The following is a 17,164-nucleotide window of genomic DNA, read 5'->3' as shown; positions in this document are numbered from 1 at the left end:
GCAACACGACCTGCACCTTCAACGTCCCGCGGCCGATCAGCCTGGAGAGCCCCGCAGAACGAGAAACATGGTGGCGGCCCTGGTGATCCTGGCGGTGATCGTGGCAGTAGCAGCGCTGCTCAATCCCTCCCGGGAAGACTTCCGCTGGTTTCTGCAGCTGCACCGGCCTCGCTGGCTGACTTTCGAGCGCTGGATCCCGGCGATCTGGCTGGTGATCTACCTCTGCTTCTATGCCTCCGCACTGCTGGTGTGGCAGGCCACAGCCAGCCTGGCGCTGATGGGCGGGTACCTGGTGCTGGTGGTGCTGGTGCAGAGCTACACGCTGGTGATCTGCCGCAGCCGCAGTCTGCGCAACGGCACACTGATCGGCCTGGCCGGCTGGGCCTGGGGCGTGGCCCTGGGGGTGGTGGTGCTCTCGCAGATGCGACCGGCGGCGGTGCTGCTGATTCCCTTCCTGCTCTGGAGCCCGGTGGGCAGCTTCGTGACCTGGCGCATGGAGAGGCTCAACCGCTGAGGCTCTCGTCCGGGTGCTCGACGTGCTGCTCAACGGCCTCCCAGACCACGCGATAGGCCTGGGTCTCGGATTCACCCCATGGCTGGGTGGCGGGCTGATGCCAGGCCACTTGGCGTGAGAGCTCACCAAAATCCTCGGGCAGGTCTTCGAGGTCGAGCAGGGTCAGGGCTTCGGGCAGATCCAGTGAATGGACGGTCATGGGGACACCTCCTCCTTGTGAAGCCAGTGCTCCTTGTGAAGCCAGTGGCTGGGCAACACGGGACGTGTGCCCATCTCCAAGCTGCCACGGCAGTGGGCAACTGGCTCAGGGGCGCTTGATCAGTCGCAACAGCAGCACCGCCAGCGCAGCACCGATGGCCGCCCTGATCACGCCATCCAGCGGCGCACTGCCCAGGGAGGGGCCCAGGCCCGCCAGCGCCAGGCCACCGATCAGGGCACCGAGGATCCCGGCCACCAGGTGCATGACCAGCCCACCGGCCATCCATCCAGCGACCACACCCACGAGCAGGAAGAGCAGAACAGTCATGGGCTGATCAAAGCAGTGAAGGAGGGAACCATCGCCATCGGCGTACCTGGAGACCTGAGGGCAGCCCGAAGAAACGGGGGGGGGGGGGGGACAACCAGGTTCAGCCCCATGGTCCCTGATCGACAGACCCTGGCACCAACAACTGAGGGCTTCCCCTGAAACGATCCAACCAAGGCGCTCTCAGCTGCAGACCTTGATGTAGGTGGAATCAAAGTCCGGCGTATTCAGGTTGAAGTCAGTGTTCAGTGCACGGCCTTGACGAAAGCTGGAGCAGCCCAGCTCACGGCGCCCTTGGAGAAAAAGGATTTCACCGCGATTGAAATAATACAAGGCCTCGCCGGGCACCAGCTCAATCGCCTTGTTGTAGTCGTCAAGGGCTCCCTTGTAATCCTGAAGAGATTGGCGGGTGACGCCACGGTTGTTGTAGGCCGTTGCATTCTTCGGATCGAGCTCGATGGCCTTGCCGTAATGCTCAAGCACGTTGGAGTAATCCACGGGCTTGAGAGCACCTTTGACATCAGCAAGTCGGAGATAGGCATCTGAATGATCCGGCTCCAGCTGGATCGCCTGCAGGCAATCCGACATCGCTTGATTGAGCTGATTGAGTTCGCGCTGGGCCCTGCAGCGGTCGATCCAGGCCGTGGCGAACTTTGGATTGATCTTGATCGCCTGACTGCAGGCCTGCACAGCACCCTGCCAATCTGAAGAATTGATCCGTTCCCTGCACAGGGCCGCTTCAGCGGGAATGCCAGCAGAATCGCTCCTGGCCATCGTCGCGTTGGGCACCAGTTCACCGGCGCGCACCGCCGCTGGCACAAGTCCCCATGGCAGCAGCATGGGGAGCATGCAGGGAAGCACGGTCAGCAGGTGCCTGCGTAGTCTGAGGGCCATGGTGGTGAATTGTTTGCGGAAAGAGGACGACTGCTGAGCGGTGCGAGGGCTGAACTCACGATCTGGAGGCCCTGAGAAAGGGGGAAAAGCGTGAATCAGCAAAAGGAGTGAATGGAGAATAATCGAAAAGAGATGTCAATGGAACCTGATTGAGCAATCCTAACCCATACCGATTCAATCCCAGAGTCGATCGAGCAGCCTCTGCAAGAGTCTGCTCAGGAAGGTGGCGTTTTTTGGTGGTGCCATCGACGGCTAATTGCCTATCAGTGATTGGCTGGCGAGCAATGCCACGAGGTTCAATTCAGATATTTTAACGTTTCCTTGCGGCGACTCACAAGGGCCATAGGGCATAGCAAGGCTTCAGCCAGAGTGGCTGCATCAGCACGCCAATCGGCAGCGGAGAACGCACAGGATCATGGGGAATCAGAACAGGAAACACCGGTCCCACCTGCCGATGCCCAACACGGCTCGGCCGAAACTGATCACCTACGACGCAAAGGATCCGGATACCTCCTCCCCTGCGATCGAGCAGTTGCGACCGCCCGAGGGAGCGCCAAACGTGCTGCTCATTTTGATCGATGATGCCGGGTTCGGCTCTTCCAGCGCCTTCGGTGGCCCCTGCCAGACGCCCACGGCAGAGAAACTGGCTGCCGGCGGTCTTAAGTTCAACCGCTTCCACAGCACCGCTCTGTGCTCGCCTTCGCGCCAGGCGCTGCTCACCGGGCGCAACCACCACTCTGCCGGGATGGGCGGAATCACCGAGGTCGCCACGGGAGCGCCGGGGTACTGCTCGGTTCTGCCCAACAGCATGGCCCCTCTGGCCAAAACATTGAGGCTGAATGGCTACGCCACCGCGCAGTTCGGCAAGTGCCACGAAGTCCCGGTGTGGCAGACCAGCCCCGTCGGACCATTCGACGCCTGGCCGACGGGCGGCGGCGGCTTCGATCATTTCTATGGATTTGTCGGCGGCGAAGCCAATCAGTGGTACCCCACGCTCTATGAAGGCACCACACCGGTGGAGCCTGACAAGACACCCGAGCAGGGCTACCACCTCGTGGAGGACATGGCCGACAAGGCCCTGAACTGGATCGCGCAGCAGAAAGCACTGACGCCCGATCAGCCCTTCTTCACCTATTTCGCGCCTGGCGCCACCCATGCTCCGCATCACGTGCCAAAGGAATGGGCCGATCAATACAAAGGTCAATTCGATGCAGGCTGGGATGCTCTGCGCGAGCAGACGATCGCCCGCCAAAAGCAATTGGGTGTGATCCCGCCGGAATGCGAACTCACCGACCGGCACAGTGAAATCCCCGCCTGGGAAGAGATGCCGGAGGCCTTCCGCCCGGTGCTGAGCCGCCAGATGGAGGTCTATGCCGGGTTCATGGCCTATACCGATCATCACGTGGGGCGCATTATCGAAGGCCTTGAAAAGCTCGGCATTCTCGACAACACACTTATTTATTATATCATTGGTGACAACGGTGCCTCTGCCGAGGGTTCGTTGAATGGCTGTTTCAATGAGATGAGCTATTTCAATGGCCTGCAGGCGCTTGAAACGCCTGAGTACCTGAGCGAGCGGCTCGACAAGCTGGGCGGGACGGAGTCCTACAACCACTACGCGGTGGGCTGGGCCCACGCGATGAACACGCCCTACCAGTGGACCAAACAGGTGGCGTCCCACTTCGGAGGCACGCGCAATGGCACCGTCGTCCACTGGCCCAAGGGGATCCAGGCCAAGGGCGAGATCCGCTCCCAGTTCACCCATTTGATCGATGTGGCACCGACGATTCTGGAGGCCGCCGGCCTGCCTGAACCCATGTCCGTCGATGGAATTCAACAGGATCCGATCGAAGGGGTGAGCATGCTCTACACCTTCGACGATCCGGCCGCCGCTGAGCGGCACGAAACCCAGTACTTCGAGATGTTCGGAAACCGCGGCATCTATCACAAGGGATGGACGGCTGTGACCCACCACTCCACGCCCTGGGTGCAGGCCGCTCCGCCTGCCCTTGATGACGACGTCTGGGAGCTCTACGACACGAGTCAAGACTGGAGCCAGGCCAAGGATCTCGCCAGGGAGATGCCGCAGAAACTGCACGAGCTGAAGCGTCTCTGGTTGATCGAGGCCACGCGTTACAAGGTGCTGCCGATCGACGATCGGCTGCTTGAGAAGCTCAACCCCGACACAGCTGGCCGCCCGACCTTGATCAAGGGCAAGACGCAACTGCTGTTCGGTGGGATGGGCCGCCTGTCAGAGAACTGCGTTCTCAACATCAAGAACAAATCCCACTCGGTCACGGCCGAGATCGTGGTGCCGGAGAACGGTGCTGAGGGGGTGATCATCTCCCAGGGCGCCAACATCGGTGGCTGGAGCCTATATGCCAAAGCAGGGAAACTCAAGTATTGCTATAACTGGGGAGGCTTTCAGCGGTTCTATGTGGAGGGGGAGTCGCCCATCCCTGCCGGTGAACACCAGGTGCGGATGGAGTTCTCCTACGCCGGCGGCGGCCTGGGCAAGGGCGGCACCGTCAGCCTCTACACCGACGGCCAGAAGGTGGGCCAAGGGCCGATCGGCGCCAGCCTGGCGATGATCTTCTCCGCTGATGACGGTTGCGACGTAGGCGAGGACAGCGGCGCGCCAGTGTCGGAAGACTATGGGCCGCGTGGCAATGCCTTCAATGGCCGGGTCAAGGGCGTGCAGCTGGCGATCGATGACGCTGCCGAGAACCTGGATCACTTGATCGATCCGGCCTTGGCGGTCCAGCTGGCGATGGCGCGGCAATGAGCCGATCGTTTTCGCCGAGGTGCGTTTTCGCCGAGGTGCGTTTTCGCCGAGGTGCCTCCCTCTGCTGATCAGGGCAGGGGGAGGCTGGCATTGGGCGGGATGGGCCTGTCGGGCTGACTTAATTGAGTAGGGCACCGAGGCCGATCTGGTGGAGAATCCCCTGGCCAGAGAGGGCCTCGACCAACAGCCCGATCACGAAACCAAGCATGGCCAGCCGTCCATTCAGAAGCTCTGCACGGCGGTGAAAGCCCCACCCGCTTTCGCTATCCGGACTGGCTCGGTACATCCTCGGCTCAACGACAGCGGGATCAAGCAGCTTGGAGCCATCGGAATCCCACATTCCTCCCTCTGATTCTGCGTAATTCTTGACTTTGGTAAGTTCTGATGGAGCTGTCATGGCATTCACCTTGGTCAGTGTGATGGGCTGTGGCGAAGGGAACGGAGGACAGCATCCATGGCCTCAATCTCCATGGCATTTGCCTGCTGATCTTCTGGAATTTTCATCAAACGCATCGAATCAAATCTGTTCGATCTTCCCTTCCTACCCACAATTCTAGTCGAAGTACTTTCCTCGAACCCATAAGCCGCAGGCCGAATCTGCCAGTGACGGATTACCGCCTGCTCGGATCAGGCATGGGTCTGCATTGATGCCGTTGTGGGTGAGGAAATCCGTATGGCCCATCCACCCGGCTCAATCAGTGAGCAGATGCCCGGTCTTGACCCAGATGGTGCAGCCGGCCTCACTCCACGGGCGGTGGGAGCTGGCGTGGGGATTGCGCAGCCAGCTGCCGGCGGGATAGTTGCCCTGCTCGTCCTGGAAGACGCCGTCCAGCACAAGGATTTCCTCACCGCCAGGGTGCCCATGGGACTGGAAGCGCGTACCCGGAGCCCAGCGCACCAGGGCCACATGCTCGGAACCGAAGGCATGGAGCGGCAGCACCTGCAGGCCAGCCACCAGGCCTGGCAACCAGTCGCTGCTGCGGGTGTCGATCACCACGGTCTGCTGATCAAGCGGGTGCATCTGATGCAGTTTCACCAGGAGGGTGCAGCCCTGCTCACTGAAGGGCGCATGGGCGGAGCCGGCGGGGTTGCGCAGGTAGGTGCCGGCTGGGTGGTCGCCCTGCTCGTCGGAGAACGTGCCCTCCAGCACAAGGATCTCCTCGCCACCCCCATGGCTGTGCCGCTCGAATCGGCTCCCGGGGGCATAACGCACGATCGAGGTGGCACGGGCCACTTCACCGCCAAGGCGATCGAGCATGCGCCGCTCCACCCCCGCCATCGGCGAGGGGCTCCAGGGGAGGGCCGCGGTGTCGAGCACCACCCGCTGGGCGAGATCGGCGTGGAGTTCCATGGCTTTGATTCTGCTGGTCCGGCTCAGGTGAAGACCTTTGTCATGAGATGAAGACCCATTGCGTCCGGAGCGCTTCCCCTTGCGTGGACAGGACGCCCGTCCGATTGTGTGTTCATCGGGATTCGGAGGTTCCAGCCCATGGACGACACCCCCCCTGAGCAGGTGATAGGAGCGAACTGACGTTCGGACCCTGCTCCAACAATCTTCAAGGATCACTGGTTTCCCTGGCGTCCCCTATCGACGCCGTCCAATGCACCGTTCACGGCCCTGCCTCAGGTGCCCCGGGCCGAATTGGGAAGCCCCGCTAGAGCCATGGCCCCAGGTGCCATCGCCAGGCAGCTCCGCCCCACAACTGAAGACACCAGATCGGACGAAACGTCCGCTGAACCAGCTGCGATCCTTCACCGGCTACACAGCTGACCAGACAAAGCCCAGGGCCAAGGTCCTGGGCTTTGTTGTGGCTACCACGGCATCAAGGTTGACGCTCCACCCACTTGATCATCGGTATGGGCATGGTCGCGGCCAGCAACCAGTGCGGCGGCCAGCTTCGCGACCTCGAGGTGGTGGATGAGGTCGGTGCCTCTGGTCGTCGCCTCTTTGCTGGGGGCGCTCCCGCTACCAGCCCTCGTGGAGCCGCTAGTGGCACTAGGCGGCCTGGACGTGACTGATCACCCCACGAGGAGCGTGTGCACGCTTGCCGCCCTCACGAGCCTGATCCTTGTGATCACGGGGGTCCCTGGCGTACGGATGGACGATCTGCCGTTCCTCGCCTTCCTGCTTGCCCCCTACCTTCTGCTGGGACTGCTGGCCTGGCGGGAGCGGGGGCGGCGGCGCCTCTCGGCGGTGCTGTTCGTGGCCGTGCTGGTGCTGTCCCTGGCCGGAACGATCCTTCTCGGACTGGACAGCTACCGCTACCACACGGTTCCTGAACACAGGATGGTGCAGCGGATGACCCTGATCGTCGTACCGATGCTGCAATCGTTCGCCGCGATCATGATCGGCCTGATGCTCCAGGTGAACCGGTCACGACGGGGCTGATATCGCCGGGGTGGTTCAGAGCCTGATCGGGCCGCCGGGGCTGCGCAGGACGCAATGGGGCTGGCTCCAGTCGTAGTGATCCCAGACCTTTGCGGGGAGCTTGAAGTGAGCACCGGGGAAGGCGCCCAGGGTCACCCCGCTAGGCCGCGCGGAGCAGTAGGGCCTGCTGCCGGGCCGTTCCAGGTACTGCTGGTGGTGGGTTTCGGCGAAGTAGAAGGGCTTGCCGGCCAGCAGTTCAGTGGTGATCTCCGGGAAACCGGCGGCGCTCAGCTGCTCCTGGTAATGGTCGCGGCTGGCGCTCGCCAGCTCGGCCTGGGCCTCGGTGCTGGTCACGATCGCCGAGCGGTACTGGCTGCCGCGATCGTTGCCCTGGCCCATGCCCTGGGTGGGGTCATGGCATTCCCAGAACAGCTTGAGGAGATCGGCGAAGCCCACCTGATCGGTGTCCCAAACGACCCGCACCGCTTCGGTGTGGCCGGTGCGGCCGGAGCACACCTCCTCGTAGGTGGGGTTGGGGGTGTGGCCGCCGCAGTAGCCCACGGCCGTGGTGATCACGCCAGGCAGACGCCAGAAACCTTTCTCCGCACCCCAGAAGCATCCGCAGCCGAAGAAGGCCTCCTCCTGGCCAGGCAGGAGAGGCGCCTGAAGAGGGGTACCGAGCACCACGTGGGTGCGTGCCGTGGCAATCGGCGTGTCACGTCCCGGCAGAGCCTCCTCGGCAGAAACGATCCTGCCCTTGGTCGCGCCGGGGGCCTGGTTGAAGAGTCCGAACACCGCTGCTCTGCTTAGGCCTTGAGCCTAGGCAACGCGGTCGGGGGCCGGAGCGGGTTCCAGGGCGATGTGGTTCAGCAGGGTGGTGGTGAACGCAAAGAGCAGAAAGGGCAGGGAAAGCACAAGGATCACGCCCACCCCCACCAGGGCGAAGATCGGCTTGCTGGAGCCCATCAGGGCCAGTCCCGCCGCCAGGCTCACGAAGATCACAAGCATCCACACCAGCACCTGGCCGTAGATGTCACCGAAGGTGAGGGTGCAGCGCAGGTTGTAGCCCTTGGGGTTCTCCATCGGCCTCGCGGGATCTGCCTCAGCTAAGCCCCTCCCCGCGGGCTTGTCTGCGCTGTTCAACAACTCGTGCGAATCAGGCCACCTGGTGGAGGCGTTCCTCGGCCTGCTCCCGCTCCCAAAGCCGCCGGTAGGTGCCTGGGATGGCCACCAGCTCCCCGTGATGACCCTGCTGCACGAGGCGGCCGTCCTCCATGACAAGCACCCGGTCGCAGGCGGCGGCGGCGGAGAGCTGGTGGCTGATCATCAGGATGGTGCGGCCCTTCTCGGCGCGGATCGAATCGAGGATCTCCGCAGCCGTGTTGTTGTCCACGCTGGCAAGGGCATCGTCGAGCACCAGCAGGGGAGCTGACACCAGCAGGGCCCGGCCGAGGGCCGCCCGCTGGCGCTGACCGCCACTGAGGGTGATGCCGCGCTCCCCCACCAGGGTCTGGTAGCCATCGGGAAACCCGCGGATGTCACCGTCCAGGCGTGCCTGCCGGGCCGCCGCCTCCACGCGGGAATCGTCGGCCTCAGGGTCGCCGTAGCGCAGGTTGTCGGCCAGGCTGGCTGTGAACAGATAACCCTCCTGGGGCACGAGGGCCACCTGACGGCGCAGGTCATCGAGGGAGAGGGCCGTGACATCAACCCCATCGAGGAACAGTTGCCCCTCAGGCACCTCCACCATCCGTCCCAGCGACCGGGCCAGGGTGGTCTTGCCGCAGCCCACAGGCCCCACCAGCGCCACCAGCTCTCCCGGCCGCAGCTGGAAGCTCACCTCCCGGAGGGCATCGCGCTGGGCGCCGTCGTAACGCACGCTCAGCCCACGGGCCTCCACAGCCCCGCGCCCGACCCTGGCCGGAGGCTTGGGCACGGGCGGTGACACCACCTGCGGCTCCCGGGCCAGCAGTTCCTCCACCCGCTCCAGGCTCACCTGGCCGGTCTGGAAGGTGTTGAGGGTGAAGCCGAGCAGGGCGGTGGGGAACACCAACCGCTCCACGAACAGGATCAGGGCCACCAGGTTGCCGATGCTGAGCCGGCCGCTCTCCAGCTGGCCACTGCCCAGGGCCAGCAGCAGCAGCAGGCTGATCGATGAAATCCCCTCCAGCAGCGGGAAGAGTGTGCTGCGGGTGCGGGCCAGGGACAGGGCTGCGTCGCGGTAGCGGCCGTTGCGCCGGGCGAAGGCCCCATGCTCGTGGTCCTCCTGTCCGTAGATCTTGATGGCGCTGATTCCGGAGAGGTCCTCCTGGATCAGGTCGCTGAGGCTGCCGAGCGCCTCCTGCTGGCGCCGCTGCTGCCGCATCATCCGCCCGCCGAACAGGCGCACCACCACCAGCATCACGGGGTAGAGCCCCACCGCCGCCAGGGTGAGGGCAGGGTCGATCGAGAGCATCGCCGGCAGGGTGAGGGCATAGGCCAGAGCGGTGTTGGAAAGGCTGAGCACCGCGAAGCCCAGCAGGCGACGCACGTTCTCCACATCGCTGGTGGAGCGGCTGATCACTTCACCGCTGCCGGTGACCTGCACCCAGCCCGGCTCCTGGCGGAGCATGTGATCAAACAGGCGCTGCCTCAGGCTGGCCTCCACCTGGCGTCCCACGCCGAACACGAGCATGCGCGAGAGCTGGCGGGCGCCTCCCATCACGGTGGCGAGCAGCACGATCAGCCCCGCCTGACGCAGCACCATGGAGGCGGCGAACCCGTCCTGAAGGTCGTCGATGACGCCACGGACCAGCAGTGGAATGCTGACGCTCAGCAGGTTCACCACCACCAGGGCGGTGACACCCATGAACACCTCGCGCCGGTGGGGACGGAGGTAGCGCCAGATCAGGCCCAGACGGATGGCGGCCATGATGCGGAGCAGGATCGAACCAACCTAAGGATTCGCCCCATGGCCCCGTCCGACGGCTCCTCCGCCCACTCCCAGGCCCATCCCCTCTACGCCACCGACCGCGAACTGGTTGACGGTCTGCTGGCGGCGCAGCAGCCCAGCGACGCTCAACTGGCCGATCTGGCCCGGCTGCTCAACCGCTACGACGGCTTCCCCGGAGCCGAGGACCTGCGCGATGATCTGAGTAAGGCCCTCCGCCTCTGGGGCCTGAGCGTGGAGGACCTGCAACGCCGCACCCGTGCCCTCTGGGCCCGGGGCTACCGGCCCGGGGCGGTGGTGGGCGCTGAGGCGGTGGGCAGCGGTTTCGACACCTCCGCTCCCGAGGGGTAACGAAGCGTGAGCATGGGCCCGTCCGGGGGCGGAGTGGACGGCAGCGGACCAGTGCTGCGGGGGATAGTGGAAACTTCCCCATCACCCGGCCCGGCGTGCCTCGCACCCGGGTTTTTTTCTGACCGGGTCTGTTCTGACCTCCGCCCCCCACCGATGGCTGCCCCAAACGCCTGGCCGACCCTGCTGGAGCAGTTGCTGCAGGGCCAGGCACTCTCGGAACCGCAGGCCACGGACCTGATGCAGGCCTGGCTGGCGGGGAGCCTGGAGCCCGAACTCACCGGTGCCCTGCTGGCGGCCTTGCGCTGCAAAGGGGTGAGCGGCGAGGAGCTGGCGGCGATGGCACGGGTGTTGCGCGAGGCCTCCTGCCTGCCAGGGGAGCGCCCGCCCCTGAAGCTGGTCGACACCTGCGGCACCGGCGGCGACGGGGCCGACACCTTCAACATCTCCACGGCCGTGGCCTTTGTGGCTGCCGCCTGCGGTGCCACGGTGGCCAAGCACGGGAACCGCAGCGCCAGCGGCAAGGTGGGCTCCGCCGATGTGCTGGAGGCACTCGGACTCAACCTCCGGGCCGATCCCGAAACGGTGGTGGCGGCCCTGCCCGGCAGCGGGGTCACCTTCCTGTTCGCTCCGGGCTGGCATCCGGCCCTGGTGGAACTCGCCCCCGTGCGCCGGCGTCTGGGGGTGCGCACCGTCTTCAACCTGCTCGGCCCTCTGGTGAATCCCCTGCGGCCCGAAGCCCAGGTGCTGGGGGTGGCCCGGTCGGAGCTGCTGGAGCCGATGGCCGAAGCCCTCTCCCGCCTTGGGCTGGAGCGGGCGGTGGTGGTCCACGGCCACGGTGGCCTGGATGAGGCTTCCCTGAGCGGGGTCAACCAGCTGCGGTTGGTGGAGGGTGACACGGTGCGGGCCCTGGAGCTCGATCCAGAGCAGCTGGGCCTGGGTCTAGCCCCTCTCACGGCCCTGGCCGGCGGCGATCTGGACACCAACCGCCGGATCCTCGAAGCCGTGCTGCGCGGCCAGGGCAACACCGCCCAGCGCGACGTGGTGGCCCTGAACACGGCGCTGGTGCTCTGGGCCGCCGGGCGGGCCGACTCGGTGCAGGCCGGGCTGGCGCAGGCGCTCGAGGCCCTCGGCGGCGAGCGCCCCTGGCAGCGGCTGGAGCAGCTCAGCGCCGCACTTCAGGCGCCGGCATCAGCCAGCTGAGCGTCGCCTGGGAGATGATCGCTTCACTCGACTCTTCCCCCTTGAGCGCTGCAGCCCCGGCTTCGGCCAGCACCCCCCAGCCCGCCAGCAGCAGCCCAGCCTCCAACGAGGCGGTGCTGGTGCTGGCCGATGGCACCGTGCTCCGCGGCACGGCCTTCGGAGCGCGGGGCACCGCCATCGGTGAGGTGGTGTTCAACACCGGGATGACGGGCTACCAGGAGGTGATGACCGATCCCAGCTACTCCGGTCAGCTGGTGACCTTCACCTATCCGGAACTGGGCAACACCGGAGTCAATCCGGAGGATCAGGAGGCCGAAGCCCCCCACGTGCGCGGCGTGATCGCCCGCCAGCTGGCGCCTACCCCCAGCAGCTGGCGCAGCCAGGGCGACCTGCCCGGCTGGCTCGCCTCCCATGGGGTGGTGGGCATCGCTGGGGTGGACACCCGTGCCCTGGTGCGTCACCTGCGCGAGCGGGGGGCCATGAACGGAGCGATCTGCAGCGATGGCACTGGCCCCCACGAGCTGCTGGAACTGGTGCGCCGGAGCCCCTCGATGGAGGGGCTCAACCTGGCCGCGCGGGTGACCACCCCCAGTCCCTACCTCTGGCAGCAACTCAGCGCCACCGACTTCGATCAGCGCCTGCGACCCTCGCCGGAGCGGCCCTATCGGGTGGTGGCCATCGATTTCGGTATCAAGCGAGCCATCCTCGAGCGGCTCACGGCCCATGGCTGCACGGTCACGGTGCTGCCCGCCAGCGCCACCCTGGCTCAGGTGCTGGCCCTGGAGCCCGAAGGGGTGTTCCTCTCCAATGGCCCAGGTGATCCGGCCGCGGTGGCCGAAGGCATCGCCCTCGCCAGGGATCTGCTGGGGCAGGCCGATCTGCCGGTGTTCGGCATCTGCCTCGGCCACCAGATCCTGGGCCTGGCCCTCGGCGGCAGCACGTTCAAGCTCGGCTACGGGCACCGCGGGCTGAACCATCCCTGCGGGGGCGAGGGGCTGGTGGAGATCACCAGCCAGAACCACGGCTTCGCGATCGAGGCCACATCCCTGCCCGAGGAGCTGGTGGAGGTCACCCACCGCAACCTCAACGACCGCACCGTGGCGGCCCTGCGCCATCGCCACCAGCCGGTGTTCGGGGTGCAGTACCACCCCGAAGCCAGCCCCGGCCCCCACGACGCGGATCACCATTTCGGTCGTTTCATGCGCCTGATGGCCGAGCGACGCCCCTGAGGCCCCGGGCGCAGGTGAAGCTGCGCCCATTGCTGCTTACACTTCAGCCTCTTGTTTTCTCGTGAGGGCTGGAACGATTCCTGAACTGCACCGGTTGACCGTATCCCTCCGGGGCGGCTTCGAGCGACGGGACAGTTGTCTGCTGTTCAGCTTCACCGGCCAGCTCGACGCCTACTCCGACAAGCAGTTCCGGGATTTCGTCACCGAACATCGCGGCAGCGACAAGCGGGCGGTGCTGCTGGATCTCACCCACATCGATTTCATCGATTCCTCCGGGCTGGGGGTGCTCGTGCAGCTGGCCAAGCAGTGCAGCGATGCCAAGGTCGGCTTCGTGATGGTGGGCAATGCCCGCGTGATTCAGACGGTCAAGCTGGTGCGGCTGGAGCAGTTCCTGCACCTTCAGCCCGATCTGGACACGGCCCTGGCCGCCCTTGCCAAACCCTGAATCCGACGGACACTCCTGGCTGCGCCAGATCCGGCCCGATGCCCGTCATCAGCTTCAGCCCGACCGGCTCGGTGCCCTGCAGCTTGCCTGGCTGGGAGATGCAGTCTGGGAGCTTCACCAGCGCCTGAGGCACTGCAACAGGCCCGGCCGCCCGGATGAGCTCCACCAGGCGGTGGTGGCCCAGGTGCGGGCCCAGGCCCAGGCCAGGGCCCTGGAGCGGCTCGAGCCATTGCTCGACGACCGGGAGCGTGCTCTGGTGCGCCAGGGCCGCAACCGGGCCGGCCGGGGCCCCCGGGGCGGAGATCCAGCCAGCTACGGCCGGGCTACGGGATTTGAGACAATGGTGGGCTGGCTCTTTTTGCAGAATCCCGAGCGGCTTGCCCAGCTTCTGGATCATCTGGACGAAACGGACCCTTCTGACCCCTTGACGAGCGACCCATGAGCCAACGTTTCGAGCGCCGCCGTCCCAAGGGCGCCGGCTCAGGTGATCGCCCCTCGGGAGGAGCCAGAGGGGGCAAACCCTCCCGCTTCGGCGGGCCCCGCCCCGAATGGCGTGGCAGCGGCGGATCCGGCGGCGACTCCGAACGCGACAGCCGTGACAAGCGCGAAGGACGCCCCCCGGAGAGCCGGGGTGGCTACCGCCCCGACGCCCCCCGGCGGGAGAGTTTTCAGCGTCCCCAGGGGGATGGCCGCCCATCGGGGCGTCCCACGCGGGTGATCGGCAGCCGACCCTCGGCACGCCGCTTCGACGACCAGCGCCCGGAAGGGGGCCGGCGGCCTGAGGGTCGCCCAGAGGGCCGCGACGGGGGCCGACGCCCCAGCTTCGGCGCGCCTCGCTTCAGCCGTCCCGACGGCGAGAGGCCCCGCTTCCAGTCCGGGCGCCCCCCCGCCCGTGCCCCGCGCTTCAACGAGCAGGAGTCGCCGGGACCCGAGGCCAGCGGCAGTTCCGAGCGCTTCAGCGCCGAGCCCGCTGACGACCTGATCTGGGGCCGCCACCCCGCTCAGGCCGCCCTGGAGAGCGATCGCCCGATTCACCGCATCTGGTGCACCCCAGAGCTGCGTTTCGCACCCCGCTTCCTGCAGCTGCTGCGCGATGCCAAGGCCAGTGGCGTTCTGGTGGAGGAGGTCACCTGGGCGCGCCTGGGTCAGATCAGCAGCGGTGCCGTCCACCAGGGGATCGTGCTGCAGGCCGCAGCCGCTGAAACCCTCGACCTGCCCAGCCTGATCGAAGGCTGCCGCGGACTCGGCGAAGCGCCGCTGCTGATGGCTGTCGATGGCCTCACCGATCCCCACAACCTGGGGGCGATCGTGCGCAGCGCCGAAGCACTTGGAGCCCATGGTCTGGTGCTGCCCCAGCGGCGCAACGCGGGCCTCACCGGCTCGGTGGCCAAGGTGGCGGCCGGTGCCCTCGAGCACCTGCCCGTGGCCCGGGTCGTGAACCTCAACCGCTCGATCGAGCAGCTCAAGGACGCGGGCTACCGCGTGGTGGGCCTGGCCGAGGAAGGCAATGTGAGCCTGATGGAGGCTGATCTCGACGGCCCGTTGGTGGTGGTCACAGGGTCTGAGGCCCAGGGCCTCTCGATGCTCACCCGCAAGCACTGCGACCAGCTGATCCGCATTCCCCTGCGGGGGGCCACCCCCAGCCTGAACGCCTCGGTGGCCACTGCCCTGCTGCTCTATGAAATCGCCCGACGGGGCTGGATGAAGACCATCAGCGGCAACGCCCCAGCGCCACGCCTGGTGCGGCCCCAGGTGCCCACCACCGCCGCTCCAGCCAGCAGCCCTCATCACTCGGCTCCAGAGACCGCCGAGGAGATCCAGCCCGTGGTTCAGGAGCTGAGCGAGGACCCTCAGCCAGCTCTGAATCAGGCCGACAGCGAGACAGACGACCAGGACAGCCAAACTGACCAGGCTGACCAGGCCGATCAGGCCGACGGCCAGGACACCATCCAGCAGGAGAGCACGGAGCACCCACAGGCGGAGACCGCGCCTGAGCTGGACCTGCAGGTGGCCTTGCCCGCCGAGATCGAACTGAGTTTCGCCCACTCCTCCACCTCCCCCTTCCAGGGAGACATCAGATTGTGATGGTGGTGCCGTCTGCAGGCCCGGATCCAGCTCGGGAGCGGTGCCCTTCGATCGGCACAATGGTCAGGTTCGCCACGGTTCGATGAACCCCTTGATTCGGCTGCTCAGAAGCCTGGCCAACGGTCTTGGGGTGGCCTGGTGGGCCCGGGTGGAAACCCACGATCCCCATGTCGTCTACTGGTTCGGACCCTTCGTGCGACAGGAGCATCTCGAGGCGAGCCTGCCCACTTTTCTCGGCGATGTGGGCAGCGAACAGCCCGGCTCGATCAAACACGAACTGCTGCAGGTCCGCCGCGGCGAACCCCTCACCGAAGACTTTGAGCCTGGCTGATAGCGTCGCTCGATGCAAGGCAAGGGCTGATGGGGATCGCCGAGTGGCGTGGGCAACTGGAGCGCGGCGAGGTGTCGGCCCGGGAGCTCACAGACCAGCATCTGGCCCGGATCGAGGCCGTCGACGGCACCCTCCATTCCTTCCTGGAGGTCACCACGGAGCGCGCCCGCGCCGATGCTGACCGTGTCGATGCCGCCCGGGCCGCCGGGGAGTCGCTGCCGCCCCTGGCCGGAGTGCCCCTGGCGATCAAGGACAACCTCTGCACGAAAGGCATCCGCACCACCTGCTCCAGCCGGATGCTGGAGCAGTTCGTGCCTCCCTACGAATCCACCGTCACCGAACGGCTGTGGCAGGCCGGCGGAATCCTGATCGGCAAGACCAACCTCGATGAGTTCGCCATGGGCAGCTCCACCGAGACCTCCGCCTTCGGGCCCAGCCGCAACCCCTGGAACCCCGAACGGGTGCCCGGTGGCAGCTCCGGTGGCAGTGCCTCCGCCGTGGGCTCCGGCGAATGTGTCGCCGCCCTGGGCTCCGACACGGGCGGCTCGATCCGTCAGCCGGCCGCCTTCTGCGGTGTGGTGGGCCTCAAGCCCACCTACGGACGGGTGAGCCGCTGGGGTCTGGTGGCCTTCGCCAGCTCCCTTGATCAGGTGGGGCCATTCAGCACCAGCGTGGCTGATGCCGCCGAGCTGCTGCAGGTGATCGCCGGGGAAGACCGCCGCGATGGCACCTGCCTGCAGGCCCCCGTTCCCGACTACACCGCCGCCCTGAAGGCCCCGGTGAAGGGCCTGCGGGTCGGACTGGTGAAGGAATGCTTTGAGGCCGAGGGTCTCGATCCCCAGGTGAAGGCCTCGGTGCTGGCCGCCGCCGCCCAGCTGGAGGCCCTCGGCTGCGAGCTGGTGGAGGTGAGCTGCCCCCGCTTCAACGACGGCATCGCCACCTACTACGTGATCGCCCCCTCGGAAGCGTCCGCCAACCTGGCCCGCTACGACGGCGTGAAGTACGGCTACCGCTCCGAGCAGGCCGCCAGCCTGGCGGAGATGACGGCCCGCAGCCGGGCCGAGGGATTCGGGGATGAGGTGCAGCGACGCATCCTGATCGGCACCTATGCCCTCTCAGCCGGCTATGTGGATGCCTACTACAAAAAGGCCCAACAGGTGCGCACCTTGATCCGCCGCGATTTCGATGCGGCCTTCGGCTCAGTGGATGTGCTGCTCACTCCCACCTCCCCCACCACAGCCTTCCGCTTCGGAGCCCACGCCGAGGATCCCCTGGCGATGTATCTGGCCGATCTGCTCACCATCCCGGCCAACATGGCCGGCCTGCCGGCGATCAGCGTGCCCTGCGGCTTCGACGACGGCGGCCTGCCGATCGGCCTGCAGCTGATCACAGGCGTGCTCGAGGAGCCGCGCCTGCTGCAGGTGGCCCACCACTATGAGCAGGCCGCCCGGGTGATGGACACCAGACCCAGCGCAGCCCTGGTGCCCTGAACCAGCCGCCTGACTGACACCAC

The 17,164-nt window shown here is 66.2% G+C and carries 19 protein-coding genes; 11 read left to right on the top strand and 8 right to left on the bottom strand.

Annotated elements, in window-relative coordinates; translation table 11 throughout:
* The first annotated feature begins 67 nt into the window (after nt 1-67).
* Nucleotides 68-514, top strand: a complete 447-nt coding sequence (locus FPZ61_RS07060) for a TspO/MBR family protein (RefSeq protein WP_185465427.1) — start codon at nt 68-70, stop codon at nt 512-514.
* On the opposite strand, the gene FPZ61_RS07055 is transcribed toward FPZ61_RS07060, so the two are convergent.
* The 3 genes from FPZ61_RS07055 to FPZ61_RS07045 form a co-directional block, all read right to left on the bottom strand.
* Nucleotides 504-713, bottom strand: a complete 210-nt coding sequence (locus FPZ61_RS07055; RefSeq protein ID WP_185465426.1) for a hypothetical protein — start codon at nt 711-713, stop codon at nt 504-506. The two genes, FPZ61_RS07060 and FPZ61_RS07055, sit on opposite strands and share 11 nt — an antisense overlap.
* 105 nt (nt 714-818) lie before the next feature.
* The gene (locus tag FPZ61_RS07050) at nt 819-1,040 is read right to left on the bottom strand and encodes a GlsB/YeaQ/YmgE family stress response membrane protein (RefSeq protein WP_185465425.1); all 222 of its coding nucleotides are present in this window, start codon (nt 1,038-1,040) and stop codon (nt 819-821) included.
* Between the two features lie 180 nt (nt 1,041-1,220).
* On the bottom strand, nt 1,221-1,877 hold the full coding sequence (locus FPZ61_RS07045; protein WP_185465424.1) for a tetratricopeptide repeat protein: 657 nt from the start codon (nt 1,875-1,877) through the stop codon (nt 1,221-1,223).
* A gap of 508 nt (nt 1,878-2,385) precedes the next feature.
* Between FPZ61_RS07045 and FPZ61_RS07040 the strand changes: the two genes are divergently transcribed.
* The gene (locus tag FPZ61_RS07040; RefSeq protein WP_304623118.1) at nt 2,386-4,716 is read left to right on the top strand and encodes a sulfatase-like hydrolase/transferase; all 2,331 of its coding nucleotides are present in this window, start codon (nt 2,386-2,388) and stop codon (nt 4,714-4,716) included.
* Nucleotides 4,717-4,834: 118 nt separating this feature from the next.
* Here the strand turns inward: FPZ61_RS07040 and FPZ61_RS07035 are convergent, their stop codons facing one another.
* Both FPZ61_RS07035 and FPZ61_RS07030 read right to left on the bottom strand, forming a co-directional pair.
* On the bottom strand, nt 4,835-5,002 hold the full coding sequence (locus tag FPZ61_RS07035) for a chlorophyll a/b-binding protein (RefSeq protein WP_255441460.1): 168 nt from the start codon (nt 5,000-5,002) through the stop codon (nt 4,835-4,837).
* 405 nt (nt 5,003-5,407) lie between these two features.
* Entirely contained in the window at nt 5,408-6,067 is a 660-nt protein-coding gene (locus FPZ61_RS07030) for a cupin domain-containing protein (protein WP_185465422.1), read from the bottom strand.
* A 684-nt stretch (nt 6,068-6,751) separates the two neighbouring features.
* On the opposite strand from FPZ61_RS07030, the gene FPZ61_RS07025 reads away from it, so the two are divergent.
* Nucleotides 6,752-7,105 carry a hypothetical protein gene (locus FPZ61_RS07025; protein WP_185465421.1) on the top strand — a complete coding sequence of 118 codons (354 nt, stop codon included), beginning with the start codon at nt 6,752-6,754 and terminating at the stop codon, nt 7,103-7,105.
* Between the two features lie 15 nt (nt 7,106-7,120).
* Here the strand turns inward: FPZ61_RS07025 and msrA are convergent, their stop codons facing one another.
* From msrA to FPZ61_RS07010, 3 genes are all read right to left on the bottom strand, one after another.
* Complete coding sequence (gene msrA / locus FPZ61_RS07020; RefSeq protein WP_185465420.1) at nt 7,121-7,879, bottom strand: peptide-methionine (S)-S-oxide reductase MsrA; 759 nt, start codon at nt 7,877-7,879, stop codon at nt 7,121-7,123.
* A 24-nt stretch (nt 7,880-7,903) separates the two neighbouring features.
* Nucleotides 7,904-8,167 carry a hypothetical protein gene (locus FPZ61_RS07015; protein WP_185465419.1) on the bottom strand — a complete coding sequence of 88 codons (264 nt, stop codon included), beginning with the start codon at nt 8,165-8,167 and terminating at the stop codon, nt 7,904-7,906.
* A gap of 73 nt (nt 8,168-8,240) precedes the next feature.
* Nucleotides 8,241-9,992, bottom strand: coding sequence for an ABC transporter ATP-binding protein (locus FPZ61_RS07010; protein WP_185465418.1), 1,752 nt, complete (start codon nt 9,990-9,992; stop codon nt 8,241-8,243).
* A 39-nt stretch (nt 9,993-10,031) separates the two neighbouring features.
* Between FPZ61_RS07010 and FPZ61_RS07005 the strand changes: the two genes are divergently transcribed.
* The 8 genes from FPZ61_RS07005 (at nt 10,032) to gatA (ending at nt 17,141) form a co-directional block, all read left to right on the top strand.
* The gene (locus FPZ61_RS07005; RefSeq protein WP_185465417.1) at nt 10,032-10,361 is read left to right on the top strand and encodes a DUF3288 family protein; all 330 of its coding nucleotides are present in this window, start codon (nt 10,032-10,034) and stop codon (nt 10,359-10,361) included.
* Nucleotides 10,362-10,514: 153 nt separating this feature from the next.
* The gene (trpD, locus tag FPZ61_RS07000) at nt 10,515-11,561 is read left to right on the top strand and encodes an anthranilate phosphoribosyltransferase (protein ID WP_185465416.1); all 1,047 of its coding nucleotides are present in this window, start codon (nt 10,515-10,517) and stop codon (nt 11,559-11,561) included.
* Between the two features lie 14 nt (nt 11,562-11,575).
* Nucleotides 11,576-12,790 (top strand): glutamine-hydrolyzing carbamoyl-phosphate synthase small subunit, encoded by a 1,215-nt coding sequence (carA, locus tag FPZ61_RS06995; RefSeq protein ID WP_255441444.1) that lies wholly within the window; start codon nt 11,576-11,578, stop codon nt 12,788-12,790.
* 94 nt (nt 12,791-12,884) lie between these two features.
* A complete protein-coding gene (locus FPZ61_RS06990; protein ID WP_185465415.1) occupies nt 12,885-13,235 on the top strand; it encodes an STAS domain-containing protein in 351 nt (116 codons plus the stop codon).
* 19 nt (nt 13,236-13,254) lie between these two features.
* Entirely contained in the window at nt 13,255-13,677 is a 423-nt protein-coding gene (locus FPZ61_RS06985) for a Mini-ribonuclease 3 (RefSeq protein ID WP_185465556.1), read from the top strand.
* Nucleotides 13,674-15,320 (top strand): 23S rRNA (guanosine(2251)-2'-O)-methyltransferase RlmB, encoded by a 1,647-nt coding sequence (gene rlmB / locus FPZ61_RS06980; RefSeq protein WP_185465414.1) that lies wholly within the window; start codon nt 13,674-13,676, stop codon nt 15,318-15,320. The genes FPZ61_RS06985 and rlmB overlap by 4 nt, the downstream gene beginning before the upstream one ends.
* Before the next feature lie 82 nt (nt 15,321-15,402).
* Nucleotides 15,403-15,651 carry a DUF1816 domain-containing protein gene (locus FPZ61_RS06975; RefSeq protein ID WP_185465413.1) on the top strand — a complete coding sequence of 83 codons (249 nt, stop codon included), beginning with the start codon at nt 15,403-15,405 and terminating at the stop codon, nt 15,649-15,651.
* A gap of 29 nt (nt 15,652-15,680) precedes the next feature.
* Nucleotides 15,681-17,141: an Asp-tRNA(Asn)/Glu-tRNA(Gln) amidotransferase subunit GatA gene (gene gatA, locus FPZ61_RS06970; protein WP_185465412.1), complete on the top strand. Its 1,461-nt coding sequence runs from the start codon at nt 15,681-15,683 to the stop codon at nt 17,139-17,141.
* Nucleotides 17,142-17,164 lie beyond the last annotated feature (23 nt).

This window comes from Synechococcus sp. BSA11S (genome assembly GCF_014224355.1).
GTDB lineage: Bacteria > Cyanobacteriota > Cyanobacteriia > PCC-6307 > Cyanobiaceae > Regnicoccus_A.
This window is presented reverse-complemented; position numbering and strand designations above follow the sequence as displayed.